This is a genomic window from Pantoea sp. Acro-807, assembly GCF_011752675.1.
GTDB lineage: Bacteria > Pseudomonadota > Gammaproteobacteria > Enterobacterales > Enterobacteriaceae > Pantoea > Pantoea eucrina.
Map to the genome: position 1 here is coordinate 197,646 of NZ_VWXE01000004.1, position 26,678 is coordinate 224,323.

Below are 26,678 nucleotides of genomic sequence, written 5' to 3' on the forward strand. Positions count from 1 at the left end.
AGCGGGCATGCTGAGTTTGCGTCAACGTGAGCGACGGCAGGCATGGGTGCTACTGGCCCCCATGCTGCTGGTCATGCTGCTGCTTACCGCCTGGCCGCTGATGCGGACCATCTGGCTGAGTTTTACCGACGCAGCCCTGATAGGCAGCGGCGATGCGCCCGGCTGGATCGGCGTGGAGAACTACCTGTACGCCTTAAGCGATCCCGACTTCCGGCTTTCGCTGTGGCGCACGCTCTATTTTACGCTGGTGTCGGTTGCTTTCGAGGGCGTCATTGGCGTGCTGGTGGCGCTGCTGCTTAATCAGCGGTTTACCGGCCGCAACGTGCTGCGCGTGCTGGTGATCCTGCCGTGGGCGCTGCCGACAATCGTTAACGCGATGATGTGGCGGCTTAATTTTAATCCGGACTACGGCAGCGTCAACGCGCTGCTGACACAGCTCGGTATCCTGGATGGCTATCGCAGCTGGCTGGGTTCACCCGACTCAGCGCTTAACGCCGTGATGTTTGCTGATGTGTGGAAGAACTATCCGCTGGTTACGCTGCTGGTGCTGGCTGCGCTGCAGTCGATTCCGGACGATCTTTTTGAGGCGGCGCGCCTGGACGGTGCCTCAGCCTGGCGACGGTTTCGCGCCATTACCTTTCCGGCCATCGTCGGAGCGCTAAGCGTGGCGCTGGTACTGCGCACCATTGATGCGTTCAAAATATTCGACATCATCTATGTCATGACCCGGGGCGGGCCGGTAGATAGCACCAAAACGCTCAGTTTCTACGTCTATCAGGAGTCCTTCAGCTATCTGCGCGCCGGCAGCGGAGCGGCCTATGCCATCCTGATGACGCTGCTGTGTGCCGTACTGATTGCGCTCTATATGCTGCTGCTGTGGCGGCAGCGTCGCCGGGGGAGTGCCCATGAAGCGTAAGATGATATCTGTGGCTAAATATGTGGCGGCAGCCGCCGTGGCGCTGTCGGTTCTGGCCCCGATGGGCTGGCTGTTTCTGATGAGCGTCAGCGCCACCAGCGACCTGACGCGCGTGCCTCTGGAGTGGATACCGCGCCAGTGGGATTTCAGCCGCTACGGCCGGCTTTTGTCGCTGGCGCCGGGTGAACCGGGAACCCTGTTTCTGCATGCGCTGGGTAATAGTCTGCTGGTGGCGACGGGAGGAACGCTGGTCTGTCTGCTGCTGGCGATCCCGGCCGCTTTCAGCTTTTCGCGCTATCCCGGACGCGACGGCTGGCTGTTTGCGTCACTGGCCATCTATATGGTGCCGCCGGTGGCCTTTGTACTGCCGCTCTACTTTCTGCTGCAGCAGCTGGATCTGCTGAACACCCGCCCGGGTCTGATTATCGTTTACTGTTCGCTGATCCTGCCGTTTCTGACCTGGATGCTCAAAAACCAGTTTGACACTCTGCCGCGTGATATTGAACAGGCTGCGCGGCTTGATGGCCTGCGGGTGTGGCAGGTGCTGCTGCGCATCACGCTGCCGCTGGCAAAACCGGTTCTGGGCGCCGCAGCGCTGTTTGGCTGGCTGCTGGCGTGGGATGAATTTTTCTATGCCCTGCTGTTCACCAGCAATATTACGGCGCAAACGCTGCCGGTGACCATTGCCGGCTTTACTGCCGGACGCGCAACCGATGACGGCCTGATTGCTGCGGTTGGCATTCTGGCTTCGGTTCCCCCTCTGTTAATTGCTGTCTGGCTGCAGAAAACGCTGGTGAGCGGTCTGGCCAGCGGCGGGAGTAAAGGATGACAATTGACTGTAACGCAACGCTCTACGTCGCTGGCAACGTTAACGCCGATTTGATCATGGGTACGCTGGATAGCTGGCCACAGCGCGGCACTGAAGTCATGCTCCCTCAGAGTGAACTGCGTCCGGGCGGCTCGGCGGGTAACTGTGCGCTGGCACTGGAAGCGATGCAGGTTCGCCATCGCGCTGTCGCTAATCAGGGGAATGATGGCCTCAGCGCCTGGCTGGCGGGCTACTTCCCAAACAGTGCGGCGCACTGGAGACGCTACGCCTGCGAAACGTCTGTCACCGTTGGCATTACGCACAGCGATCACGAGCGCTCGTTTCTGAGCAATTTTGGTCACGTGGCGCAACTCAGCGTGGATGACGTACTGGCTCAAATCCCGCAGCGTGCCTCGCCGGGAGATATTGTCCTGCTGTGCGGCGCTTTTCTCTGTCTGGCACTCACTACGCACTATGCCGCGCTGCTGCAGGCGCTGCGCCAGCGCGGCTTTGCGATCGCCGTAGACACCGGCTGGCCTCCGCAGGGCTGGAGCACGGCGGTGCAGCAGCAGGTCGCACAGTGGCTGCCGTTCTGCGACTGGCTGTTACTGAATGAAGCAGAGACGCTGGGCCTCGGTGCGGCGGCAACGCTGCCGGAGAGCGCACGGCAGCTGGCGGGAACCCTGAGCGGACGTGGCGGCTGCGTGGTGAAGCGCGGTAGTGCCGGTGCCGCCTGCTGGCAGGGTGCGCATTGGCTGGAACAGCCTGCCACTCCCGTCACCGTCGTGGATACCATAGGAGCCGGTGACAGTTTCAACGCCGGCTTTCTCACCGCGCTGTTACATCAGCAGCCGCTGAGCCGCGCGCTGCAGTGGGGCATTGCCGTGGCATCACAGGCGATCAGCACGCAGCCACGCCGCTATCCCGGCTGGCAACAGCTGCCATTTTCTGCAGAGGAGAGGTAATTTATGGCCAGTATTGAGCTCGTCAGCGTCGCCAGACGCTACGGCAAACAGACGGTATTGCATCCGCTCAGTCTCAGCATTCCCGATGGCAGTTTTACCGTACTGGTTGGCCCGTCCGGCTGCGGTAAGTCCACGCTGCTGAGGCTGCTGGCCGGGCTGGATAGTTTGTCAGAGGGAACCATTCTGATGAACGATATACCGATTGGCGATCGCGATCCGGCCGACCGCGACATGGCGATGGTGTTCCAGAGCTACGCGCTCTATCCGCACCTTACCGTGGCTGAAAACCTCGCCTTTCATATGCAGGTTAAAAAGGTGGGCCGCGCGGAGCAGCAGAGTAAGATTGCGCGCGTTGCCGCTATTCTGGGTATCGATAAATTGCTGCAGCGCTACCCGCGCGCCCTCTCCGGCGGCCAGCGTCAGCGCGTGGCGATGGGCCGGGCGATGGTGCGAAATCCTCAGGTTTTCCTGTTTGATGAACCGCTCTCTAATCTTGATGCTCAGCTGCGCATGGAGCTGCGGGCGGAAATCAAAGCACTGCACCAGCGTTTTAAAACCACCATGATTTATGTCACACACGATCAGGTTGAGGCGATGACGCTGGCCGATCAGATTGTAGTAATGCGCGAAGGTCAGATCGTTCAGCAGGGCGCCCCGCTCAGCATTTACGATCGTCCTGCGGATCTGTTTGTCGCCCGCTTTATCGGCTCGCCTCCGATGAATCTGCTGCCGGCGCACCTGGTAACGCGTGATGGCGTGCCGGGCATTGAATGTGAAGATCTCTGGCAGCCGCTTCCTCCGCGCTGGCAGCACGCGGCACAGGAAGGGGCTGCGCTGATGATTGGCATCCGCCCCCACGATTTGATACCGGCGATGCAGGGCAGTCTGGCGCAGGTCGCCGTTACGGAGATCACCGGAGAATCCACGCTGCTGCATCTGACGTGGCACGGGCATACGCTGCATATGCAGGTACCTGGCCGTCACGCAGCCGGCAGCGGCGATCCGCTGACGATTGCGCTGCGCATGGAAAAAATCCACCTGTTCGATGCGCAGAGTGGCCAGCGTCTGCCGGAAGCGCCGCCGTTACCGTGAACGTTATCCTTCTGCGGGTGTGGTTGCCACGTTGTCATGCTGCATTAAGGCGATCGCCACCAGTACCAGCATGGAGAGCAGTTCAGTCCCCAGCGTACCGCTGATAGCACTCAGCCAGGATCCGGTCTGGCTGAAATGGCTGAATACGCCGCCCAGCAGCATCGGCCCCAGCCCCATCGCCGACTGCTGCACGGTCGACAACATGGCGCTGCCGGCGCCCGCCTGATGATGCGGAATATCGCGCATGCCAATACGGTAGAAGGTACTGACGATAAAAGACTGACCAAATCCAATGAGTGCCGTAGCTGGCGCCAGCGCAAGAATACCCGCCTGCGGCCACCGGAGCTGCAGGGTTGCCATCAGAGCCAGCAGGCCGGTGATCTGAATAGCACAGCCAGCCAGCAGCATTGTGCGCGTACCAAAGCGCGTGACCAGTGCGGTCGACCGCATGGCACCGATAAAATAGGCTACCCCCAGCGCTATGAAAGCGTTACCGGAGTCAAAGGCGCTGAAGCCAAGCCCGGACTGCAGCGTCAGAGCCATGACAAACATAAACCCGCTCCAGCAGGAGAAAAAGATAACGGCAAGCGTAAGGCTGAAACGCACGCCGGGTAAACGCAGCAGTGACGGGGGCAGCAGCGGTGAACGGCCTGACGCTTCAGCACGCACAGAGACCCGTCGCAGCTGCAGCAAAAACAGCGGCGCCAGCAGCAGTAACAGCACGCATGGCCAGCGCCAGTTCAGCACCGGCCCCAGCGCCAGGCTCAGCAACAGTGCGCCTGTGGCTCCGCCCAGCAGCAGCGCACCGCTAATATCAACCGGTACGCGGGTCGCATTGCGGGTTTCCGGAATAAAGCGGCGCGCAGCCACCAGTACGCCCAGACAGATCGGCAGGTTGATCAGAAACACGCTGCGCCAGCCATACCCACCCGGATCGGCTTTGATAAGAAAGCCGCCCAGCACCTGACCAATCACGAACGCCAGCCCGCCCATTCCGCCATAGAGACCAATCGCCCGCGCATGCTCCCTGCCCTGCAGCGTAATATGCAGCGTTGCCAGGATCTGCGGCACGATAAGTGCCGCACCCACTCCCTGCAGCGCGCGGGCAAACATCAGCATCCCGGCCCCGCTTGCCATACCGCACAGCAGCGAAGCCAGGGCAAAGATCCCGACACCGCTGATAAAAACCCGGCGCCGGCCATAGTTATCTCCGAGCCGCCCTCCCATCGCGAGGCAAACGGCAAAAGTAATACCATAGACAGCAACAATCAGCGCCAGCTGGGTGGGCGTTGCCTGCAGGCTATGCGCCATTGCATCCAGCGCCACGTTAACGATTGAAAAGTCGATCATAGGCAGTAACAGCCCGGCCAGCAGTACCATCAGTCCCGCCTGACGAAGTTGCGGAGTGTGCATCAGTTTCACCTTGTTTTCGTGTTCATTGCGGCATAGCATCTGCTGAAAAATAACCGGGTACCAGTTTTTGATTATCATGGTATTAAAACCACCCGTCTGGCCGGAGAAATGACGCTGATGTCGATTCAACCCGCTGTAAAATATGCTGAAAAAGAGGTTCATACGAATCGCAAACTGCTGGGCGCCTTTTTGCGTTCCCGACGGGAAAACCTCGATCCTGTCAGGCTGGGTCTGCCGCGTATGCGCCAGCGGCGCACGCCGGGCCTGCGCCGCGAAGAGGTCGCCCAGCTGGCTGATGTCGGCGTCACCTGGTACACCTGGCTGGAACAGGGTCGCGATATTAAAGCGTCGCTGAAAACGCTGACGGCGATCGCATCAGCACTGCAGTGTAATGACGTTGAAACGCAGCATCTTTTCTCGCTCGCCGGTCATAAACTGCCCGCCCTTCAGGTTGCCGCCTGCTGCAAACTCGCTGAGCATAATCAGCAGATGCTGGATGCTATCCAGCTGCCGGCCATTATTGAGACACCGCGTTTTGACATCATTGGCTATAACGCTGCGTGGTGTGCGCTGATGGGTATAGATCTGGCAAGCGTAGAGGCTGAGGATCGCAACTGTATCTGGCTGGCGTTTAATCATCCCGGCTGGCGCGGCATGATACGCGACTGGGATGAAGTCATGCCGCAGATGGTGGCCATGTTTCGCGGCCAGATGGGAGAACACCTTGGCGATCCGCACTGGGAAAGCTTTCTCACCCGGCTGATTAACAGTTCTGATGAATTTGCACAGACCTGGCAGCGTTACGAGCTGGGAAAAGTGGAGAATCGGATCAAGCGTTTCTGGCGGGCGGAAACCGGGGAATTTACGCTGCGTCAGAATAACTGGTGGTCCGCTTCACGCAATGGTGACCGCCTGCTGGTTTACGTCCCGGCGGACGAAACAAGCGCAGCGGCACTGGAAAAACTCATTGCCGGATATCAGGCGCTGCGCTCCACAAATGCGTTAATCTGACTATGCTTACTTCATGATAAATAATCAGGAGAAAGCATGAAATTTCTTTATTTCGTTGCGCTTATTGCGGCGGCGGGTTATTTGCTGGCATTTCTGCCTAAATTGCGTACCCGGCGTGAACCCGTTGCTTACTGGGGCTGCTGGGCCTGGCTGGGCCTGAACGCGGTTTACTGGTCGGTATATGCTGTACGCAACTATTTCCCGCACTGAAATATTATTCAGGAGTAATGTATGTCTGAAATTAATCGCGATCGGATGCCCTATCTGCTTTATTTTGCCCGCCAGCGTCTGCTGTTAGAAAATATCGATGCCAAAGTAGTTGATATTGGCAGCGCAGAAATCGTGGGTAATCATTTTCGCTGGAAACTGGATGGTAAAGACGCTCAGGGTGAAACCGCAAAAGAGGTGGATGAGCTGCTGGAAGAGGTTGAACGGCATCTGAGTTTTCTGTTTGTTGATGGTCAGTTCACCAGCCTGCCTGATGTCAGTGAAGATTACGGCGACAGGCTGGATAACATGCCGTTTGTTGAAGTGTCGCTTTATGAACTCAGCGACCGTGACGAAGGCAGCGTACGCTGAATTTCTGTTATGCAGGCTGCCACGCGGCAGCCTCCATAGCGTCAGGCTTCAGCAGTAGCCGATTTCATTCCCGGCACCAGAATGATTTTGCGGCAATCCTCTTTGCGTTTATCAAAGATCTCATACCCCTCTGCCGCCGCATCCAGCGGCATATGATGCGTAACAATCTCTTCCGGCGTTAATAATCCCTGTTCAATCAGCGACAGCAGCCGTGGCAGATAGGCGTGCACGTGCGTTTGTCCCATTTTGAAGGTCAGCCCTTTATCGAACGCATCGCCAAACATGAAGCCATGGATAAAACCGGCATAGACGCCCGGCACGCTGACCACCCCACCGCGACGCACGGCCGCAATACACTGACGCAGCGCTTTGCCGCTGCTGCCTTCAAGTTTCAGATTGCTGAGGACGGTTTCGGTCAGGCTGCCTTTGGCTTCAAAGCCCACTGCATCAATCACCGCATCCACGCCGCGGTTCCCTTTGGTATGGTCAATAATCCAGGCTGCGGGATCGTCAATCTCGTCAAAATTTATCGGCGTAACGCCATAGCGCTGACGGGCAAACTCCAGACGATAGGCGTTATGATCAATCATAAAGATATCTTCGGCACCCATCAGCCTTGCACAGGCGGCGCTAAGCAGACCTACCGGGCCGGCACCAAAGATCGCGACGCTTGAGCCTTTATCCAGCCCGGCATTCTGCACCGCCTGCCAGGCGGTCGGGAGGATATCGGACAGAAACAGCACTTTGTCATCCGGCAGCGCCAGCGGCACTTTGAACGGGCCGGTATTCGCTTTCGGCACGCGAACATATTCTGCCTGTCCGCCGGGTATTCCGCCATAAAGATGACTGAACCCAAACAGGGCGGCGGGTGGCGTGATATTTTTTTTATTGAGTATCGCACCGCGACCCGGATTAGTGGTTTCACAGGCGGCATACTGATGCAGATGGCAGAAGAAGCAGTCGCCGCAGGCGACCACAAACGGCACCACCACGCGGTCGCCAATCGCCACATTGGTTACGGCACTGCCAGCTTCCACCACTTCACCCATAAATTCATGACCAAATATATCGCCATGTTCAGTTTTTGGGATCTTACCGCGATATAAATGCAAATCAGAACCGCAGATAGCGGTTGCAGTGACACGCAGAATAATATCATCCGCTTCCTGCAATACCGGATCGGGAACCGTTTCAACGCGTACTTTGTGCGGGCCATGATAGGTTAACGCTTTCATTCTTAACTCCTCATTAATAAGCGCAGCAGGTGTCTGACATTATTTAAGGCGAATTGCCTGAGCCTGGCATCAATTGCTGATTAGGCAAGCGCATCGGCAGTTCTGCCCGCGTGGTGCAACCGGGTTGCAGCTGCGCCGGAACGTGGCGCACAGCAGCAGAAAAACTACCGAATTGGTTAAAAAAAACACTGGATATAACTACAGTAAGTTGTATACTTATCCAGCAGTCTTGATGACTGAATGACGTTTTAAGAGGTGATACGAATGATGATCTCAACGGAAATTCTTGCTGCTCAAACCGTGTCTCTGCTGATGAGCAGCCGTGACCTTGCCAGACTGACTGGCATCACGCACGGCGAAGTGAAGCGCCTGATTAAAAGCCTGGAAACCGCACAGCGCCTTTCCCAGCCTGTTACGGTCAGTCTTTACGAGCATGAAGGTGAGAGCCGTCAGGAGTTTCTGCTCAATAAACGCGACTCGTTACTCGCCGTAGCCCGACTTTCGCCCGGCTTTACTGCCGATCTGCTCGATCGCTGGCAGGAGAAAGAAAAGATCGCTCAGCTGCCGGACTTCACGGATCCGGCCGAAGCAGCCCGTGCCTGGGCGGAGCAATTTGAACAGCGGCGGCGTGCAGAGCAGCAGCTGGCGCTCTCTGCGCCAAAAGCGGAGTTTTTTGACCGTTTCACTGAGGTCAATGAAGCGCTTGGATTTCGTCAGCTCTGTAAAATGCTGAAGGTCAAAGAGACTGACTTCCGGCAGTTCCTGCTTGAACGCAATATTATGTACCGGGAGAAAAATACGCTGGCGCCACAGAAACACCATGTGCAGGCGGGCTATTTCTCTTTCCGCACCGGTACGGGTGAAAATCAGCACGCGTTCTCACAGGCCCGCTTTACCGCGAAAGGCGTGAAATGGGTTGCAAGCCTGTGGGCGGGTCACCTGGCCTCTCATCCTGCAGGCGTCGCCGCCTGATACAGCAGAGCCGATGAACAGACATCGGCTCTGCCTGCTTACTTGTGCTGATGCCGCTGACGCTGTAGCTGATGGCGAAACTGCCTGACCTCCTGCGGTGACCAGCACCGGCTGGAGAGCGGCAGCTCTTCATCAATTGCAGAGGGGAGCGGCACCTTCTCCAGCGTGCCGCGATTACAGATAGCGCGAATCAGCACGGCGGGAGAGACGCCCAGGTAGCGCGCCATATCCGATAAACGCATTAGTGATTTGCTCATTGCTGCCTCCGGTTATTTCCTGACTACAGGTATCTTCCTGCAATGCTGATGGCTGAAATTTGATCGCGATCGGCAAGTTCGTTTTTTCAGGTCAAAAAATAACCTCTTCTGCCTCTCTTCCCTGCTCTGCGCGCTGCTGTTTCTGAGGATGCTGACAGCAATGTATTCCGATCTGCCGGGCCTGATGCCATACCAGCCAGCCGGAACGGTAAATTAATATAAATAATTGGTTTCTGAGACTTAACGAGTCATCACCGCTGGCATTCTTCCCCTGCGCAGTCTACGGTTAATAAAAAAAGCGCCACGTTTATTAACCATGGATAGCCGCTATGACCGCCCATGCCGAAATTGCAGCAAATCAGGAAAACGATCTTCGCCAGCTTTGCCATGCTCTGCAGGAGAATCTTGAGCTGCTACTGCCAGCCGGACAGCCCTCCGATCGCGTGCGGGCCGCTATGCGTGCCGGCACGCTGCCGAGCGGTAAGCGCATACGTCCGCTGCTGCTGTTACTGGCGGCGCGTGACATGGGCTATGACCTGACAAAGCGTGGCATTCTCGATCTCGCCTGCGCGGTTGAAATGGTGCATGCGGCCTCGCTGATACTGGATGATATTCCCTGCATGGACGATGCGCTGATGCGACGCGGTCGTCCCACCGTGCATCGCGAGTTTGGCGAAAACGTGGCTATCCTGGCAGCAGTCGCGCTGCTCAGCCGCGCTTATGAAGTTATCGCGCTCGCGCCAGATTTGCCCTCCCAGCACAAAACAGACGCCATTGCTGAACTCTCTGCGGCGGTAGGTTTGCAGGGGCTGGTTCAGGGTCAGTTTCAGGATCTGCATGAAGGTGGACAGAGCCGCAGCCCGGAAGCGATTGCCATAACCAACGAACTGAAAACCAGCGTGCTTTTTCGCGCTGCGCTGCAGATGGCGGCGATTGTGACTGATGCTGCGCCGGTAATGCGTCAGAAACTCAGCTACTTTGCGCAGGATCTGGGCCAGGCTTTTCAGCTCCTGGACGATCTTGCTGATGGCTGCAAACATACCGGTAAAGATATTCATAAAGATCAGGGCAAATCGACGCTGGTTCAGATGCTGGGTGCTGACGGTGCGGAGCGCCGTTTGCGTGAGCATCTGCGCAGCGCTGATGAACATCTTGCCTGCGCCTGTCACCGCGGCGTTGCAACCCGTCAATATATGCATGCCCTGTTTAATCAGCAGCTGGCAATGTTCAACTAACGCGGATCATTTATGGGGCATTTTGCCGTTATTGCGCCGCCACTCTATAGCCATTTTCACGCGCTGCAGTCACTGGCACAGACCCTTATCAGCCGCGGGCATCATATTACCTTTATCCAGCAGGCCGACGCACGTACGCTGCTGACCGATGAACGCATCGCCTTTACCCCGGTGGGTGAACAAACTCATCCGGCCGGCTCTCTGGCGGCGGCTCTGCAACGCCTGGCCGCGCCCGGCGGCCTTTCCCTGTTTCGCGTAATCAACGATATGGCTGAAACCACCGATATGCTGTGTCGTGAATTACCGGCGGTATTGAAAAAACTGCAGGTGGATGGCGTGATTGCCGATCAGATGGAGGCAGCGGGCGGGCTGGTAGCTGAGGCGCTGGGCCTGCCGTTTATTTCCGTTGCCTGCGCGCTGCCGGTTAATCGCGAAGCGGGCATTCCGCTGGCGGTGATGTCGTTTCGCTATGGTCAGGATGAGAAGGCGCTGAAACGTTTTGCGGCCAGCAGCCGCATGTATGACCGCATCATGCGTCGTCATCGCCACGTGATCGCCTGCCATGCGCGCGCATTTGGTTTATCGCCACGTTCAGGCCTGCAGGATTGCCTCTCATCCCTGGCCCAAATCAGCCAGCTGGTGCCGGCATTTGATTTTCCGCGCCATCAGCTTCCCGCCTGCTATCACGCCGTAGGGCCGCTGCGTCAGCAGAGTATCACGACTCATCTGCCGCCGCCGTGGCCCGCGCTGCGTCAGCCGGTGGTTTACGCTTCGCTGGGTACACTTCAGGGACGCCGCTTTCGGCTCTTTCTGCGCCTGGCGCGCGCCTGCTGCAATCTCGGATTATCACTGGTTGTTGCCCACTGCGGCGGGCTGACCGCGCATCAGGTACGCAAGCTGGAGCTGGCCGGGGCGGCCTGGGTAACCGATTTTCTCGACCAGCACGCTGCCCTGCAGCATGCCCAGGTGTTTATTACGCACGCCGGACTGAATAGCGCGCTGGAAGCGCTGGCGCAGGGCATTCCAATGCTGGCGCTGCCTATTGCGTTTGACCAGCCCGGTGTGGCATCGCGTATCGAATGGCATGGCGTGGGGCGTCGCGCCTCACGCTTCAGCCGCACTCATCAGCTGGAGACACATTTGCAACTGCTGCTGTCCGATTCTCACTACCGTCTGCGCATGTCCGCGATTCAGGCGCAGCTGCAGCGCGCCGGCGGCTGTCAGCGTGCGGCTGATATCGCTGAACAGGCGCTGTGCCGGCAACAGATTGTGCTGGCGGAGGCGACTTGATGTCAGAAACGCATGCCGATCTTATTCTGGTGGGGGCCGGGCTGGCAAACGGGCTGATCGCCCTGCGGCTGATGCAGCTGCAGCCGGCCCCTGACATTCTGCTGCTGGAGAGTGCCGCTCAGCCGGCAGGCAATCATACCTGGTCGTTTCACCGCGACGATGTCAGTGACGCACAGTTTACCTGGCTGGAGCCGCTGCTATCCGCGCGCTGGCCAGGCTATCAGGTCCGCTTTCCGGCGCTGCGGCGTAATCTGCGCGGGGAGTATTGTTCCATCGCCTCACAGGACTTCGCCCGCCATCTGCGCGAAACGCTGGGAGACAGGTTGCGCACCGCAGCGCCCGTGCGCAGCGTAACACCGCAAAGCGTAACCCTGGAAAACGGCGACGTGCTGCACGCCCGCGCCGTGATTGATGGACGCGGCCTGCAGCCCACGCCACATCTGCGGCTTGGTTATCAGTCGTTTGTCGGTCAGGAGTGGCATCTGGCGCGTCCGCACGGCCTGCAGCAGCCGGTACTGATGGATGCCACGGTCGATCAGCACAGCGGCTATCGCTTTGTCTATACCCTGCCGCTCAGCGCTGAACGGCTGCTGATTGAAGATACCCACTATATCAATCACGCCACGCTCGATAGCGAACAGGCACGACAAAACATCATGCACTATGCAGAGCAGCAGGGCTGGCAGCTAAGCCGCCTGTTGCGTGAAGAACAGGGTTCCCTGCCGATCACGCTTGATGGTGATATTGAACGCTTCTGGCAGCAGCAGCAGGGTCAGCCCTGCAGCGGGCTGCGCGCCGGACTGTTTCATGCGACCACGGGCTATTCGCTGCCCTCTGCCGTTGCGCTGGCGGATGAGATCGCGGCTGATCTGCCCTGTAATGCAGAAATGCTCAGCCAGCGTATTGAACAGTTTGCCCGCCGCCAGTGGCGCGAGCAGCATTTTTTCCGCCTGCTCAATCGTATGCTGTTCCTTGCCGGACGGCCGGAAAAACGCTGGCAGGTTATGCAACGTTTTTACCGGCTTGATGCCGGTCTTATCAGTCGCTTTTACGCCGGAGAGCTCTTTCTCAGGGATAAAGCACGCATATTATGCGGTAAACCACCGGTGCCGGTGGGAGAAGCGCTGCGCGCACTGTTGATGACTCCTTCGCTACCAGGGAAGAAAGAATGAAACGTACTTATGTGATTGGCGCGGGCTTTGGCGGCCTGGCTCTGGCTATTCGTCTGCAGGCGGCGGGTATTCCGACCACGCTACTGGAGCAGCGTGATAAACCCGGCGGGCGCGCCTACGTATGGCAGGATGAGGGCTTTACCTTTGATGCCGGTCCGACAGTGATCACCGATCCCAGCGCCATTGAAGCGCTTTTCACGCTGGCCGGAAAAAAACTCAGCGACTACGTTGAGCTGATGCCGGTCACGCCCTTTTATCGTCTCTGCTGGGAAGATGGCAAGGTGCTTGATTATGACAATAATCAGACCCTGCTGGAGCAGCAGATCGCCGCGTTTAATCCGCAGGATGTTGAAGGCTATCGCCGGTTTCTTGCCTATTCACAGGCGGTATTTAAAGAGGGGTATCTCAAACTCGGCACGGTGCCGTTCCTGAATTTCCGCGATATGCTGCGCGCCGGCCCGCAGCTGGGCCGCCTGCAGGCGTGGCGCAGCGTATACGATATGGTGGCAAAATTTATTCAGGACGATCATCTGCGCCAGGCCTTTTCGTTCCACTCTTTACTGGTGGGCGGTAATCCGTTTGCAACATCCTCTATCTACACTTTGATTCATGCGCTGGAACGCGAATGGGGCGTCTGGTTTCCGCGAGGCGGTACCGGCGCGCTGGTCGATGGCATGGCGCGGCTGTTTCGCGACCTCGGCGGCGAGCTGCTGCTTAATGCCGAAGTGAGCCAGCTGGAAACGCAGGGTAATCGCATCAGCGGCGTGCAGCTAAAAGATGGACGTCGCTTTGACGCCAGTGCCGTAGCCTCCAATGCTGATGTCGTACATACCTATGACCGGCTGCTGCAGCACCATGCAGTCGCCCGTAAGCGCGCCGCCACGCTGAAGCGGAAGCGAATGAGTAATTCGCTGTTTGTACTCTATTTTGGCCTTAACCAGCCGCACGCTCAGCTGGCGCACCATACGGTCTGCTTCGGCCCGCGTTACCGCGAGCTGATTAATGAAATATTTAACAGCAACCAGCTGGCGGACGATTTCTCGCTCTACCTGCATGCACCCTGCACCACCGATCCGTCGCTGGCACCGGCAGGCTGCGGCAGTTTTTATGTGCTGGCGCCGGTTCCGCACCTTGGTACTGCCGCAATCGACTGGCAGCAGGAAGGGCCGCGCTTCCGCGACCGTATTTTTGCTTATCTTGAGGAGCACTACATGCCAGGCCTGCGCGAACAGATAGTGACACAGCGTATGTTTACGCCGGAAGATTTCCGCGACACGCTGCACGCACATCAGGGCTCAGCGTTTTCGCTGGAGCCGATCCTTACCCAAAGCGCCTGGTTCCGGCCGCATAACCGCGACGCCGACATCAGCAATCTCTACCTGGTCGGTGCGGGCACGCATCCCGGCGCTGGCGTTCCGGGTGTCATCGGCTCAGCTAAAGCTACCGCGCAGCTGATGGTAGAGGATCTTGCCGGATGAATCAGCCCCCCCTGATTGAGCAGGTCACGCAGACCATGGCGACGGGCTCGAAAAGCTTCGCTACTGCAGCAAAGCTTTTTGACCCGGCTACGCGCCGCAGCACGCTGATGCTCTATGCCTGGTGTCGTCACTGTGATGATGTGATTGACGGCCAGACGCTGGGTGAAGGTGGCACGCAACATCAGGTGGCAGACGCGCAAACGCGCATGCAGCATCTGCAGATTGAGACCCGCCGCGCATACAGCGGCGCGCATATGGATGAACTCGCCTTTCGTGCGTTTCAGGAAGTGGCGCTGACGCATGAACTTCCGCCCCAGCTGGCGTTTGATCATCTGGAGGGGTTCGCTATGGACGCGCGCGAAGAGCGCTACATCACCTTTGATGACACACTGCGTTACTGCTATCACGTAGCGGGCGTCGTGGGTCTGATGATGGCGCGCGTAATGGGCGTACGCGATGAGAACGTACTCGATCACGCCTGCGATCTCGGCCTGGCGTTTCAGCTGACAAATATTGCACGCGATATTGTTGAAGATGCGCAAAACGGGCGCTGCTATCTGCCGCAAAGCTGGCTGACGGAAGCCGGGTTACGTGCCAGTCAGCTGGCCGATCCGCACTATCGTGCGGCGATAGCGCCGCTGGCTGCACGCCTGGTAGCAGCGGCGGAGCCTTACTACCATTCGGCCCGCAGCGGGCTGCCCGATCTGCCGTTGCGCTCGGCGTGGGCTATCGCGACGGCCCACGGGGTGTATCGCGAAATCGGGGTAAAAGTGCAGGATGCGGGTATGCGGGCCTGGGATGCGCGGCAGCGCACCAGCAAAGGGGAAAAGCTGGCGCTGCTGCTCAAAGGCGCGGGGATTGCGCTTACTTCTCGCGTGGCGCGTCCGCAGCCGCGTCCTGCCGATCTGTGGCAGCGGCCGCGTTAGGTTTGCGACCGTGACGTTCACGCAGCGTAGCCTGCAGCTTATGCAGCGGCGGTGCGTAGAGAAAACCAAACGAGACGCAACCTTCACGCCCGCGCACCGCATGATGCATCCGATGCGCCATATATAAACGCTTCAGATAGCCTTTGCGCGGAATGTAGCGAAACGGCCAGCGCTGATGCACCAGCCCGTCATGCACCATAAAATAGAGCGCGCCGTAGGTGGTCATCCCGGCGCCGATCCACTGCAGTGGCCACATGCCCTGCACGCCATAGTAAATCAGCCCGACTGAGAGCACGGCAAACACAACGGCGTAAAGGTCGTTGAGTTCAAACCTGCTGGTATGCGGTTCATGATGAGAGAGATGCCAGCCCCATCCCCAGCCGTGCATAATATATTTGTGCGAGAGCGCCGCCACTGCTTCCATCAGTGCAACGGTTGCCAGCAAAATAAGCGTGTTCCATAACCAGAGCATGGTGCGTCCATTTTAAAAGGTCAAAGAGTAAAGGTGGACTGCGATACGGGATGCCGCAAGTCAGCATAGGTGAAATAAGCGCGAGGGTCACGCTTATCTCTGCCACAGCCGGGTCAGCTGGCATCGCGCGACAGCGGTTCTTTCAGCGGGGTTTTCGCCAGCGTGCGCGCCAGCAGTGATGAATAGAGCGGCTTGCCGCCAAAAAACTGTGCCGCCAGCGTAGCGCCCAGACAGGTAATGATCATCGGCAGGATCAGCTGATAATTGCTGGTCATCTCCAGCACCAGCACAATCCCCGTCAGCGGCGCGCGGACCGACGCGGCAAACAGCGCGCCCATACCGGCAACCGCAAAGGTGCCCGCTTCCAGATGCCACGCCGGAAAACAGGCTATAGCGATCTGGCCAAAACAGGTGCCCAGCAGCGTACCCAGCGTCAGCATGGGCGCAAAAATGCCGCCCGGTGCGCCGGAGGCAAAGCAGCAGAGCGTCACCAGCGTGCGCAGCATAAAAAGACCAAACAGCATCAGCGCGCTATATTCGCCGCCAGAGAATGCCGGGATCAGCGTTATCCCGCCACCGGCCGCCTGCGGCAGCAGCATACTCAGTACACCGCAAAGTCCGGCCAGCACGCTGCCCCACAGCACCCACGCCGTGGTGCGCCCGCGATGCAGACGCTGAAAGCGATCCTGCATGGTGAAGATCAGCCGGTTAAACGCGACGCCGACAGCGCCAAACACCACCCCCAGCAGCAGATAGAGCCATAATGTATCAGTGGGCGCATCTCTGAGCTGGCCGATATCGATGATAGCGCTATTGCCCTCGCAGAGCCGGTAGACGATGCTGGCCATGATGACGCCAACAAATACCGCTTTGATTGAAACCAGACTGTAGCGAAACTGCGGACGCATCTCTTCAATAATAAATAAAATCCCCGCCAGCGGTGCGTTGAAGGCCGCTGCAAGACCGGCTGCCGCACCGGTTGCGAGCAGCGTGTGGCGCGATTCAGCGCTGCGCAGGCGAAACAGATCGCTGCACATGCCGCCGATATTCCCACCCAGCTGCACCGTCGGTCCTTCCCGACCCAGCACCATCCCGGAACCGAGTGCGCCCATGCCACCAAAAAATTTTACCGGCAATACGCGCCACCAGCGTGCCGGGCGCAGCTCTTCCAGCGCACCTTCAATTTCCGGAATGCCCGAGCCACCCGCCTCAGGCGCAAAGCGGCGCACCAGAAAATAGCCCACGCCGCCCATGATGGCAGAGGCGGCAAAGGCAGAGATCGCTCCGGTCACGAAACCGCTATGCTGTGCAGTGAGCGTATCGATACGCAGCTGCAGCATCAGGTTGACCGCCCGGTTAAATGCCACACCCACCAGGCCGGTCAGGGTGCCGACCAGCGCCGCCAGCAGCAAAAGCCTTACCGGCGTGGTGTCCCGGCGCAGCAGCGTTTGCAGCCGCATAAACCGGCCAGGGCGACGCATAGTCTCTTCAGCGTCAGAAGGTGTAACAGGCATCAGTTTCTCCTAATCAGAAATCCATGTGCAGCGTCCCGGCGCCCTGCACCGTTCCAGCATAGTCAAAAGCGGGCAGCCCGTAACCTGGTCATTCGCAACAGAATTTTACGTTGCGGTTAATTCATATACAGTCCGCAACCGTGCTGTCACCGCGCGCGACAGAATGTGTCACAGAATTGCGGCTGGCGGATTGACGCGGCGCCTGCAAATCACCATCATCCTGGCCATCGCCCTTGTGGCCAGATTCATTACTATCGGAGCGGGATGTGTCAGAACTCAGTAACGCATTGCTTGAAGAGATTATCAGCGAGGTCCGGCCGCTGACGCAGCAGGGAAAGGTGGCGGATTATATTCCGGCGCTGGCGGACGTGGAGCCTGACCAGCTGGGGATCGCAATCTGTACCCCGTCAGGTGAGTGCTATCAGGCGGGTGATGCCGCTACGCGCTTTTCAGTGCAATCCATCTCTAAGGTGCTGTCGCTGACGGTGGCCCTGACGCTGTATGAAGACGCTGAAATCTGGCAGCGCGTGGGTAAAGAGCCATCCGGACAGGCGTTTAATTCGCTGGTCCAGCTGGAGCTGGAACAGGGCAAACCGCGTAACCCCTTTATTAACGCCGGCGCGCTGGTGATGTGCGATTTGCTGGAGAGCCGCCTGACGGCTCCGCGCCAGCGCATGCTGGAATTTGTCCGTGGCCTGGCGCAGCAGGAGGATATTCTGTATGACCGCGGCGTCGCGCGCTCTGAGTATGAGCACTCTGCCCGGAACGCTGCCATTGCCTGGCTGATGAAATCGTTTGGCAATTTTAATAACGATGTCAGCAAGGTGATGGAAACCTATTTTCACTACTGTTCGCTGGCCATGAGCTGCAACGAACTGGCGCGTACATTTCTCTATCTGGCCAACCAGGGACGCACACAGGATAATCGCCGGGCGGTGATCTCGCCGCGTCAGGCGCGTCAGGTGAATGCGCTGATGATGACCAGCGGCATGTATGATGGCGCCGGCGAATTTGCCTGGCGGGTGGGCATGCCGGCCAAATCCGGCGTGGGCGGCGGCATTATTGCGGTGATCCCGGGGGAGATGAGCATTGCCGTCTGGTCTCCGGCGCTGGATCGCTCAGGCAATTCACTGGCCGGCACCGCGCTGCTGGAGAAGCTGAGCGACCGCCTGGGCCGCTCGGTATTCTGACCCTTAGCTCACCTGATTACGCGGTTTATCCTGCGCAAACGCCTCCAGGTTGGCTTCAATACCGCGCAGCAGATTCGCCACGCCCTGCCGGGTTGCCCAGGCGATATGCGGCGTCAGCAGCAGCCGGGGCACGCCGGGTTGCAGCAGCGGATGCGTAGCGGGTGGCGGCTCACTGCTCAGCACGTCCAGCGCCGCGCCGCCGAGGGTTCCCTGACGCAGCGCGGCCGCCAGATCCTCCTCTTCAATCAGTCCGCCGCGCGCGGTGTTGATCAGTAACGCTCCCGGTTTCATCGCGGCCAGCGTCTGCCGGTTGATCATCTGCTGCGTCTGCGGCGTCAGCGGGCAGTGCAGCGTCAGTACGTCGCTGCGCGCCAGCACCTCATCAAAGGCGGTATAGCCGGCGCGGACGGCTGCCGCCCCCGGCCGTTCAGCATAGAGCACCGTCATACCCAGCGCCTGCGCCATCTCACCCGCTGCGCTGCCAATATCGCCTTTGCCGACCACGCCCAGTACCGCACCCTGAATATCCTGCAGCGGCTCGCGATGGATACAAAAGTGCGGCGAGGCGGGCCACGCGTCGCGGCTGCTGATGGCGTAATCCATCAGATGTCGCCGCAGCGCGAACAGCGCAGCGATTACCCCCTCCGCCACGCTGCGGGTGGAGTAGCCGGGTACATTGCTGACCACAATGCCCTGCGCCCGGCAGGCGTCAAGGTCGATACAGTCATAGCCGGTAGCCGTGACGCAGATATAGCGCAGTTCAGGCAGCTGCCGCAGCGTGTCGGCGCGCAGCGGGACTTTATTTGTCATGGCTATCGTCGCCCCCTGCAGGGCAGACACAATCTCCGCGGGTGCGGTCTGTCCGCGCCAGACCCATGCACTGCACCATTCTGGCTGCGCCGGCCGTTCGGGCAGCGTATCACCATCCAGCATCACTATTTTCATCTTCGCTCCGCTTTATTGTTTCTGCACTGTTCTCATCAGGTTGCATTAAGGTTAACAAAAACGGCGTCCGGGGTGAGCTTTTTCAAAAAATGCGAATTATTTCCCTCTCCGGCGGCGTTTGTTTAACGCGGCAGCGGCAATCGCGTTACAATTCCGCCTCTTCTCTGACGTGACCTGCTATCTGCTATGACGGTTTTACCTGCACTTCGCCAGCGCCTTACTGCCTGCCTCGCCATTCTGGCGGTGCTGCTGCTGTTTGTTGCGCCGGTGGTGTCGAAAAGCCTGATTGAGCAGCAGCGCGTTTCGCAGCCTGCCCCGGCCATGATGGAGATGGATCATCATCAGATGATGGAGCACGCCATGCCGGGCATGATGCATCATGACGCGGACGACGGCGAGCTCGCCTGCGGCTACTGCGATCTGCTGGTGCATGTGCCGCTGATGATTTGGGTGTTTATTCCCTTTATCTGGCTGATGCTGCTTCACTCCCGTGCGCCACCGCTGCCGCGGCGCGCGGCACCCGTAGTGCGCAGGCGGGTGGCCATACCCCGTCCGCGCGGACCGCCTTCCCCGCTTCTTAACTGAATCCGCTTTAACGTGGCGCGGGCGCAGCGTGCTGCCCGTCGCCCCGGTTGTTTACTTTCAGAAGGAAGACGCTTTTGTCTGCTGTTAATTCTGCAGCACCGCGCGGCGCGGTGCTCAATCTGCTTCGCCGCCTGCATTTTTATATCGGCCTGTTCGTTGCGCCGTTTATCTTTATTGCTGCGCTGAGCGGCACGCTCTATGTGCTCACGCCTCAGCTCGAACAGCTGGTCTATCACGATGCGCTGACGGTAACGCCCGCTGGTGAACCGCAGCCGCTGTCGGCTCAGATCGGCGCGGCACGTGCCAGGGCTGGCGCAGATGCGCATATTTACGCGGTGCGACCGGCACCGGGTGCAGAGGAGACCACCCGCGTGCAGTTCAGCGATCCGGCGCTGGGCGCCTCGACCTCGCGCGCGCTGTTTATCGATCCCTATACCCTGCAGATAAAGGGAGATATGCCGGTCTACGGAACCAGCGGCATACTGCCGCTGCGCACCACGCTCGATTTGCTGCACAGCAGCCTGCTGCTGGGCGATGCCGGACGCAACTACAGCGAGCTGGCGGCAAGCTGGCTCTGGGTAGCCGCGCTGGGTGGCGTGGTGTTGTGGCTGGCGACCCGGCCGAAGCGCCGGCTTAAACCGGCACGCAGCGGGTTGACTTTCAGCCGCCACTGGCACGCCACCCTGGGACTGCTGCTGCTGCTCGGGCTGCTGTTCTTCTCTGCGACCGGCCTCACCTGGTCACAGTGGGCAGGCGCGAACATCGATAAAATGCGCAGTGAGCTGAACTGGCTGACGCCGCAGGTCAGAACGGTACTCGATCCGGATGCACCGGTCGCCCCCGCCGATCCGCACGCCGATCATCACAGTATGTCAGTGACCGATATGGCGGCGATGCGCAAACCCGGCATGCCCATGATGAAACCGGCGCCCGCCAATATGCCCGATGCTGACTGGGACCAGGCGCTGAATGCCGCGCGTGCGAACGGGATTGATGCAGCGAAAGTGGAGCTGCGCCAGCCGAAAAACAGCGGCAGCGCCTGGACCGTCACGGAAATCGATCGCCGCTGGCCCACGCAGGTGGATGCGGTGTCGGTGGATCCGCACAGTTTCGCGATCGTGGATCGCGCTGAATTTGCCCGCTTTCCGCTGGTGGCAAAACTGACCCGCTGGGGCGTGGATGCTCATATGGGTGTGCTGTTTGGTCTGCCCAATCAGCTGCTGCTGGCTCTCTTTGGTCTCGGCCTCTGCACCATGATTGTGCTGGGCTACCGCATGTGGTGGCTGCGCCGCCCCGCTTCGGCTGCTACCAGCCCGCTTGAGACGCTAACGGCAAGCTGGCTGGCGCTGCCGCTCACGGCGCGCCTGCTCTCCCTGCTGCTGGCCGTAGCGCTGGGGTATGCGCTGCCGGTCATGGGTGTCAGCCTGCTGCTGTTTTTAGCCATCGATTATCTGCGCTGGCGCAGACAGCAGCGTACGCCAATGACTGAAGCGGAGATCCTCGCTGCACAGCAGTCGCCGCTGGGCATTATTCGCGCCCGCTTTACGGTCAAACGTAAAGAGATGCGCTATTTTCTGCGCGGCCTGTTCATTCTGGCGCTGATTGTCGGTACGGTGATGAGTAATGCGATTATCGGTGGCGTGATCGATCAGTATGGTATTCCGTTCAGCCACTGGTCGCTGACCATGTATCTGACGCAGGGCTTTATGATTACGCTCTACACGCTGGTATTTACCGGACTGATGTCGATTCCGCTCTGGTACTTCTTCCTCGGCGAGCAGGACGATTCAGCAAACAAAGGGTAAAAAAAAGAGGTGGCTGAGCCACCTCTTTTCATCTCTGAATCAGAAATCAGCTTTCAGCACAACGCGGTAGTTCGCTTTACCGGCGCGCACATGCTCCAGCGCATCGTTGATTTTTGACATCGGGAACTCTTCTACCTGCGGCGCGATATCAGTACGCGCGGCGAGGCGCATCAGCGTACGCAGCTGGCCCGGCGAGCCGGTAGAGGAGCCGGTTACCGCGCGATCGCCCATGATCAGGGTAAATGCCGGAACCGGGAACGGCTTCATTACTGCACCGACGGTATGGAACTTACCGTGCGGGGCCAGCGCCTGGAAATAGGGCTGCCAGTCGAGATCGACCGCAACCGTACTGATAATCAGGTCAAACTGACCCGCCAGCGCCTTCAGCGCTTTTGGATCGCGGCTGTTGACCACGCGGTCGGCGCCCATCGCTTTAACAGATTCAGTTTTGCTGGCGTTTGAACTAAACGCGGTCACCTCTGCACCCATGGCACGCAGCAGTTTGATGGCCATATGGCCCAGACCGCCAATTCCGATGACGCCGACGCGGCTGTTAACGTTGATGTTGTGCATCAGCAGCGGTTTGAATACGGTAATACCACCGCAGAGCAGTGGGCCGGCTGACGTGATATCAATTGATTCCGGTAGCGGGATCACCCACTGCCAGTCCGCACGTAGGTGGCTGGCGAAGCCGCCTTTGTTCATAATGGTCGGGACAGAGCCTTTTTCGCAGTTTACCTGCTCGCCGTTAATACAGGCATCGCAGTGCTGACAACTTTTCGCCGTCCAGCCGATGCCCACGCGCTGGCCCACTTTCAGCCCTTTGTTTTGCGCTGCGGCTCCCAGCTCGCTGATGCGGCCGATAACTTCATGCCCGGCAATGACCGGGAAAGAGGAGATGCCCCACTCATTGTCGATCATAGAGAGATCGGAGTGGCAGACACCGCAGTAGTCCACTTCGACCATCACCTCTTCCGCGTTCAGCGGACCAGCTTCATATTCGTGCGGCACCAGTGCTTCGCCCGCTTTCATCGCGGCATAGCTTTTGATTTTCATTCCAGTCCTCTGTTTTTTTAGTTACGACCCGGCAAGTTTAGCAGAGGCGCCGTGATGATTTAGGCGAGCAACCAGGCAACCAGCCCGATCAAAAACGCTGCGGGGCGCAAAAAGCATTAAGGGTTAAAGCGAACCGGCTGCAGATCGGCGCTGTTGCGCCTCCGGTCACTCTCCACCCGGTTCAACGCTAAAACTCCGGCTCTTCACCCGGCAGCGGCTCAGAGAGCGACTGCCCCTCTGCCCCGGCATAAAAAATAATCAGCTCGGTCGCCTGCTCAGCGGTATAGCCGCGATGCGCACTGTTAACCGTCTCATTCAGCGCTTCACCGGCATTAAAATGCTGGCGCCGGCCGCTCTCTTTATCTTCAATAATCAGCTGGCCCGACAGCACGTAAGCCGTATTCGGCATGGGGTGCGTATGCCACGGCAGTTCACTGTGGGGCGGCAGCGACATGCGCATAACGGAAATCTGTGGCTTGCCTGACGGATAGCAGTCGTAAGCCTGTCCGTTCCATGCGGTGCCGCTCTCTGACACCAGTTCATGCACGATTTCGCTGTTTTTTGAGTCCGTCATCTTTACTCCTGTTACTTTACGCGTTACCGGAGTGTAGAACATTGCTGCGCTTACCGACGCGTACGCGACCTGACGTTAAAACAGGGTATTGCCCCTGCTGCGGTTTCCGTCCTGCGGCTGCGCACTCCGCGTTAATCACCCCGGACCGGCGCCGATGACATCTTTTCATCTGTGGCAACCGCTGCCGCAATGTAATCAATAAACGCCCTGACTTTTGCGCTCAGGGCGGAACGCTCACTGACGCAGGCGTAAATGATCATCGGCAGCGACTGAATCGCCTGTTTGTCGTCAGTAAACAGCGGGATTAGCTGGCCGCTGGCGATCAGCGGCCGGGCGATAAAGCTTGCCAGCCGTGCAATTCCGCCACCGCTGACGGCAATTCTGGCAATAATATCGATATCGTCACTGATAAAACGGGGATTCAGCCGGGCGGTAACGACCTCCCCGTCTGCGCTGAAGCTCCAGGGAAGAAACCGGCCATCTGTGGGATAACGAAACACCAGACAGGCGTGCTCGCTCAGCTCGTCAATGCGTTGCGGGGTACCTGCACGGGAGAGATAAGCGGGTGCCGCACAGAAAATAAACGACAGGGATGCGATTTTTCGCGCCACCAGCCGATCGTTCAGCTGTGCCTCAATGCGCAGGCTGACGTCGATATTTTCCAGCCGGTGATCGACATCACGATCGGTAGCGATCAGTTCTACGTCAATTCCGGGGAACATTTCATTAAAAGCCGGCATAAGAGGGGCAACCACGTAGCGGCCAAACGCCGCGGTGGTGGCAATGCGCAGCGGACCCTGCGGTCCGGTTTCCACAGCGGCAGCCTGCGCAGCAAGCGCAATATCATACGGTATATGGCGGACTTTGGCGTAATAACGCTGACCGCTTTCCGTCAGGACCATACTGCGGGTGGTACGTGAAAGCAGACGCACGCCGAGGTGCGTTTCGAGCCGGGCCAGGCTCTGGCTTACGGCTGCAGCACTCATTCCTCTGGAGCGGGCAGCAGCGGCAATAGTGCCGTTTTCCACTACGCGAACAAAATTGTCGATCAACCCCAGCATATCCATCAGCGGCCCGCTCTTTTCGTAAATGTTGCTTAGCAATGATTAAAGCACAGCTGTGCTTTTTTTGTCCGGCACAGGCCCGTAAGGTAGCCGCTGTTTCTTAACTTACCGGTCAGGAGAGATCTTATGATTAAAGCAATTGCGTCAGCTGGCGAGCGCTTACGGCTGCCACATCGGGTTACCCCTTATATATTTTCTCTGTACATGGCGACCATTATGGCGTTTCTGATGAGCCTGGTTATTACGCTGGCAGAGTCTGGTCCAGGCCCGCATTATATGACAAATGTGATGAATGCTTATCAGGTGGCGATGCCTGCTGCCTTTGTCTGCATTCTGCTTGTACGTCCGGTGGTTATCCGGCTGGTGGCGCTAACCGTTCACGGCCACTAATCTCCTGCACAGCTGGCCGCGTGCTTAGCGCGGCTTTTTGCGACGCTTTTCGGCATACATCACGCTGTCGCTCTCGCCGATCATTTCCGCGAGCGAGGCATATTTGCCTGCCTCACTGGCGATCATGCCAAACGAGTAATTAATGTTGTAGGGCTTAGCCGCCTGCTGATTCCATACTGACAGCGCCTCGCGCAGCCGGCACAGGTAGGCTTTAGCATCGCTTTGCCGGGCCAGCAATACAGCAAACTCATCGCCGCCGAGACGGCCTGCAATGTCATCCGGTCCGAGCTGCTGATAGAGCAGCGCGGCGAAGATCTTCAGCACGTTGTCGCCTTCTGCATGGCCCCACAGGTCATTGATAGGCTTGAATTTGTCGAGGTCAAAATAGAGGATGGCAAAGTCGCGATCCTGCTGCTGCAGTTGCTGAAACCGCTTTTCTCCCATCGCATAAAACCCGCGCCGGTTGGGAATATCCGTCAGGCTGTCCACCATTGCGATGTGCGTGACCTGAAATTCATCTTCGACAATCGCCGCCACGTCTTTCATTGCGGCAATGTCGTCGTCGGTAAAACGGCGCGGTTCGCTGTTAGCCAGACACAGAGTACCGGCAACGGCACCGTCGGGCAGCCGCACCGGATACCCCACATAAAAACGGATAAACGGCGTGCCGGTCACCAGCGGATTGTCATAAAACCGCGCATCTTCGCGCGCGTCTGTGATGATTAAAGGCTCATCCAGCATAATGGCATGCGCGCACAGAGAGATGTCGCGTTTCATCTCGCGGCCGTTGATCCCCTGACACGCCAGCGCCCACTGACGATCGCGATCGATAAGGTTGATTAGCGCTATCGGTACCTGAAACAGCCGGCGGGAAATGCGGGTCAGTCGTTCAAAGCGCTCATCGTCCTGCGTATCCAGCAGGCCAAGTTTGTGGAGCGACTTCAGCCGCGCAGCTTCATTTTCCGGCATTCCCGGCAATTTCATAGCAACCTCTTCTCTTTTCGCCCTGGACTATTTTAAGGGATAGCACTCTGTCCAGTTATAGTTAGTTTTCACCAGCGTCAGTTCCCCGGCTACATCACCGAACGTGGCGGCCTGATGCTTAAAGAAAAACGCGCGCACAGGTTCAGGTAAAAACGCCGCCCCGTAGCGCAGCAGCGTGCTGTGCCAGAAGGGAGCCGGCAACGCTCTGCCGGCATGGCGCATCAGGATTTCATTTTTCCACTGAGAATCGAGCACCTTTGCACAGAACTGCTCGCGCAGCGCCAGCGCAGGATGTGCCGGGATCCCCGCCAGCAAAAGCTGATCGGGTAACGCTACCAGCCGCAGATGCGTAATCAAAACTTTTTCCGCTGCAAATTCACGCCAGATAGCCATTAACTGATCCACTTTCGCTGGCAGTGGCTCATCTGCGTGATAGAGCGGCAGAGTCAGGGGTAAGAAAGTAAAATGCAAACCGCAGGCGGGCAACGTATCGGCAAGCCGGTCACCTGCGGTGAGCTGAGTTAACTTCGCAATAAGGCGTGAAATATCTGCGGTCACGGAGGGCCGTATGCCCGTTGCCAGCGCGAGCCGGGTCGGATCGTAGTAGTTTTCCTCTCTGACCTTCCCGATACCTGCATTTTCCGCCCACAACGCCGCAGTATTGTTATTCACAGCGTGATATCTGTTTTGCAAACTTATTGCGTTCATAGCAACCCTTCAGGCATTAATTTAAGCATCGGCTTGTGGTCA

The 26,678-nt window shown here is 58.4% G+C and carries 28 protein-coding genes; 17 read left to right on the forward strand and 11 right to left on the reverse strand.

Annotated features, from left to right (window positions below; all coding sequences use genetic code 11):
* Window positions 1–7 precede the first annotated feature (7 nt).
* Genes F3J39_RS11660 through F3J39_RS11675 form a run of 4 tightly spaced genes read left to right on the forward strand, consistent with a single transcriptional unit; the run spans window position 8 to window position 3,781 of the window.
* Window positions 8–916, forward strand: a complete 909-nt coding sequence (locus F3J39_RS11660) for a sugar ABC transporter permease (RefSeq protein ID WP_113655311.1) — start codon at window positions 8–10, stop codon at window positions 914–916.
* Window positions 906–1,745, forward strand: coding sequence for a carbohydrate ABC transporter permease (locus tag F3J39_RS11665; RefSeq protein ID WP_040113648.1), 840 nt, complete (start codon window positions 906–908; stop codon window positions 1,743–1,745). The genes F3J39_RS11660 and F3J39_RS11665 overlap by 11 nt, the downstream gene beginning before the upstream one ends.
* On the forward strand, window positions 1,742–2,689 hold the full coding sequence (locus F3J39_RS11670; protein ID WP_166714218.1) for a carbohydrate kinase family protein: 948 nt from the start codon (window positions 1,742–1,744) through the stop codon (window positions 2,687–2,689). The genes F3J39_RS11665 and F3J39_RS11670 overlap by 4 nt, the downstream gene beginning before the upstream one ends.
* Before the next feature lie 3 nt (window positions 2,690–2,692).
* Window positions 2,693–3,781, forward strand: coding sequence for an ABC transporter ATP-binding protein (locus tag F3J39_RS11675; RefSeq protein WP_094110767.1), 1,089 nt, complete (start codon window positions 2,693–2,695; stop codon window positions 3,779–3,781).
* A 3-nt stretch (window positions 3,782–3,784) separates the two neighbouring features.
* Here the strand turns inward: F3J39_RS11675 and F3J39_RS11680 are convergent, their stop codons facing one another.
* Window positions 3,785–5,194: an MFS transporter gene (locus tag F3J39_RS11680; protein ID WP_166714219.1), complete on the reverse strand. Its 1,410-nt coding sequence runs from the start codon at window positions 5,192–5,194 to the stop codon at window positions 3,785–3,787.
* 117 nt (window positions 5,195–5,311) lie between these two features.
* On the opposite strand from F3J39_RS11680, the gene F3J39_RS11685 reads away from it, so the two are divergent.
* From F3J39_RS11685 to F3J39_RS11695, 3 genes are read left to right on the forward strand one after another with little or no spacing between them, the layout of a single operon-like run.
* A complete protein-coding gene (locus F3J39_RS11685) occupies window positions 5,312–6,205 on the forward strand; it encodes a helix-turn-helix transcriptional regulator (RefSeq protein ID WP_052246563.1) in 894 nt (297 codons plus the stop codon).
* A gap of 36 nt (window positions 6,206–6,241) precedes the next feature.
* Window positions 6,242–6,415: a hypothetical protein gene (locus F3J39_RS11690; protein ID WP_166714220.1), complete on the forward strand. Its 174-nt coding sequence runs from the start codon at window positions 6,242–6,244 to the stop codon at window positions 6,413–6,415.
* A 21-nt stretch (window positions 6,416–6,436) separates the two neighbouring features.
* Window positions 6,437–6,784: a hypothetical protein gene (locus F3J39_RS11695; protein ID WP_166714221.1), complete on the forward strand. Its 348-nt coding sequence runs from the start codon at window positions 6,437–6,439 to the stop codon at window positions 6,782–6,784.
* Between the two features lie 41 nt (window positions 6,785–6,825).
* Here F3J39_RS11695 and F3J39_RS11700 read toward each other — a convergent pair whose 3' ends face one another.
* Window positions 6,826–8,019, reverse strand: coding sequence for a zinc-dependent alcohol dehydrogenase (locus F3J39_RS11700; protein ID WP_040113656.1), 1,194 nt, complete (start codon window positions 8,017–8,019; stop codon window positions 6,826–6,828).
* 264 nt (window positions 8,020–8,283) lie between these two features.
* Between F3J39_RS11700 and F3J39_RS11705 the strand changes: the two genes are divergently transcribed.
* A complete protein-coding gene (locus tag F3J39_RS11705) occupies window positions 8,284–8,991 on the forward strand; it encodes a phage antirepressor KilAC domain-containing protein (protein ID WP_040113658.1) in 708 nt (235 codons plus the stop codon).
* 38 nt (window positions 8,992–9,029) lie between these two features.
* Here F3J39_RS11705 and F3J39_RS11710 read toward each other — a convergent pair whose 3' ends face one another.
* Window positions 9,030–9,248: a hypothetical protein gene (locus F3J39_RS11710; RefSeq protein WP_040113660.1), complete on the reverse strand. Its 219-nt coding sequence runs from the start codon at window positions 9,246–9,248 to the stop codon at window positions 9,030–9,032.
* A 329-nt stretch (window positions 9,249–9,577) separates the two neighbouring features.
* Between F3J39_RS11710 and F3J39_RS11715 the strand changes: the two genes are divergently transcribed.
* From F3J39_RS11715 to crtB, 5 genes are read left to right on the forward strand one after another with little or no spacing between them, the layout of a single operon-like run.
* Window positions 9,578–10,483, forward strand: a complete 906-nt coding sequence (locus F3J39_RS11715) for a polyprenyl synthetase family protein (protein WP_071668403.1) — start codon at window positions 9,578–9,580, stop codon at window positions 10,481–10,483.
* Between the two features lie 12 nt (window positions 10,484–10,495).
* The gene (locus F3J39_RS11720) at window positions 10,496–11,773 is read left to right on the forward strand and encodes a glycosyltransferase (protein WP_166714222.1); all 1,278 of its coding nucleotides are present in this window, start codon (window positions 10,496–10,498) and stop codon (window positions 11,771–11,773) included.
* Window positions 11,773–12,945, forward strand: a complete 1,173-nt coding sequence (crtY, locus tag F3J39_RS11725) for a lycopene beta-cyclase CrtY (protein WP_166714223.1) — start codon at window positions 11,773–11,775, stop codon at window positions 12,943–12,945. The genes F3J39_RS11720 and crtY overlap by 1 nt, the downstream gene beginning before the upstream one ends.
* Window positions 12,942–14,423, forward strand: a complete 1,482-nt coding sequence (locus tag F3J39_RS11730; RefSeq protein ID WP_166714224.1) for a phytoene desaturase — start codon at window positions 12,942–12,944, stop codon at window positions 14,421–14,423. The genes crtY and F3J39_RS11730 overlap by 4 nt, the downstream gene beginning before the upstream one ends.
* Window positions 14,420–15,349, forward strand: coding sequence for a 15-cis-phytoene synthase CrtB (gene crtB / locus F3J39_RS11735; protein ID WP_166714225.1), 930 nt, complete (start codon window positions 14,420–14,422; stop codon window positions 15,347–15,349). Before F3J39_RS11730 ends, crtB begins: the two co-directional genes overlap by 4 nt.
* Here the strand turns inward: crtB and F3J39_RS11740 are convergent.
* Window positions 15,288–15,821 carry a sterol desaturase family protein gene (locus F3J39_RS11740; protein ID WP_040113672.1) on the reverse strand — a complete coding sequence of 178 codons (534 nt, stop codon included), beginning with the start codon at window positions 15,819–15,821 and terminating at the stop codon, window positions 15,288–15,290. The two genes, crtB and F3J39_RS11740, sit on opposite strands and share 62 nt — an antisense overlap.
* Before the next feature lie 113 nt (window positions 15,822–15,934).
* Window positions 15,935–17,335, reverse strand: coding sequence for a H(+)/Cl(-) exchange transporter ClcA (clcA, locus tag F3J39_RS11745; RefSeq protein WP_166714226.1), 1,401 nt, complete (start codon window positions 17,333–17,335; stop codon window positions 15,935–15,937).
* A 266-nt stretch (window positions 17,336–17,601) separates the two neighbouring features.
* Between clcA and glsB the strand changes: the two genes are divergently transcribed.
* Window positions 17,602–18,525: a glutaminase B gene (glsB, locus tag F3J39_RS11750; protein WP_094110772.1), complete on the forward strand. Its 924-nt coding sequence runs from the start codon at window positions 17,602–17,604 to the stop codon at window positions 18,523–18,525.
* 3 nt (window positions 18,526–18,528) lie between these two features.
* Here glsB and F3J39_RS11755 read toward each other — a convergent pair whose 3' ends face one another.
* Window positions 18,529–19,470: a D-2-hydroxyacid dehydrogenase gene (locus F3J39_RS11755; protein WP_040113677.1), complete on the reverse strand. Its 942-nt coding sequence runs from the start codon at window positions 19,468–19,470 to the stop codon at window positions 18,529–18,531.
* Between the two features lie 186 nt (window positions 19,471–19,656).
* Between F3J39_RS11755 and F3J39_RS11760 the strand changes: the two genes are divergently transcribed.
* Window positions 19,657–20,055: a DUF2946 domain-containing protein gene (locus F3J39_RS11760; RefSeq protein WP_040113679.1), complete on the forward strand. Its 399-nt coding sequence runs from the start codon at window positions 19,657–19,659 to the stop codon at window positions 20,053–20,055.
* A gap of 74 nt (window positions 20,056–20,129) precedes the next feature.
* On the forward strand, window positions 20,130–21,860 hold the full coding sequence (locus F3J39_RS11765; protein WP_166714227.1) for a DUF2534 family protein: 1,731 nt from the start codon (window positions 20,130–20,132) through the stop codon (window positions 21,858–21,860).
* Between the two features lie 39 nt (window positions 21,861–21,899).
* Here F3J39_RS11765 and F3J39_RS11770 read toward each other — a convergent pair whose 3' ends face one another.
* From F3J39_RS11770 to F3J39_RS11780, 3 genes are all read right to left on the reverse strand, one after another.
* Entirely contained in the window at window positions 21,900–22,916 is a 1,017-nt protein-coding gene (locus F3J39_RS11770; protein ID WP_040113682.1) for an NAD(P)-dependent alcohol dehydrogenase, read from the reverse strand.
* Window positions 22,917–23,103: 187 nt separating this feature from the next.
* Complete coding sequence (locus F3J39_RS11775; protein ID WP_166714228.1) at window positions 23,104–23,490, reverse strand: cupin domain-containing protein; 387 nt, start codon at window positions 23,488–23,490, stop codon at window positions 23,104–23,106.
* A gap of 131 nt (window positions 23,491–23,621) precedes the next feature.
* Window positions 23,622–24,557: a LysR family transcriptional regulator gene (locus tag F3J39_RS11780; RefSeq protein ID WP_166714229.1), complete on the reverse strand. Its 936-nt coding sequence runs from the start codon at window positions 24,555–24,557 to the stop codon at window positions 23,622–23,624.
* 123 nt (window positions 24,558–24,680) lie between these two features.
* Between F3J39_RS11780 and F3J39_RS11785 the strand changes: the two genes are divergently transcribed.
* A complete protein-coding gene (locus tag F3J39_RS11785; RefSeq protein WP_166714230.1) occupies window positions 24,681–24,944 on the forward strand; it encodes a DUF2798 domain-containing protein in 264 nt (87 codons plus the stop codon).
* 24 nt (window positions 24,945–24,968) lie between these two features.
* On the opposite strand, the gene F3J39_RS11790 is transcribed toward F3J39_RS11785, so the two are convergent.
* A complete protein-coding gene (locus tag F3J39_RS11790) occupies window positions 24,969–25,928 on the reverse strand; it encodes a sensor domain-containing diguanylate cyclase (RefSeq protein ID WP_040113689.1) in 960 nt (319 codons plus the stop codon).
* A gap of 27 nt (window positions 25,929–25,955) precedes the next feature.
* Window positions 25,956–26,636, reverse strand: coding sequence for a hypothetical protein (locus F3J39_RS11795; RefSeq protein ID WP_166714231.1), 681 nt, complete (start codon window positions 26,634–26,636; stop codon window positions 25,956–25,958).
* Between the last annotated feature and the right edge of the window lie 42 nt (window positions 26,637–26,678).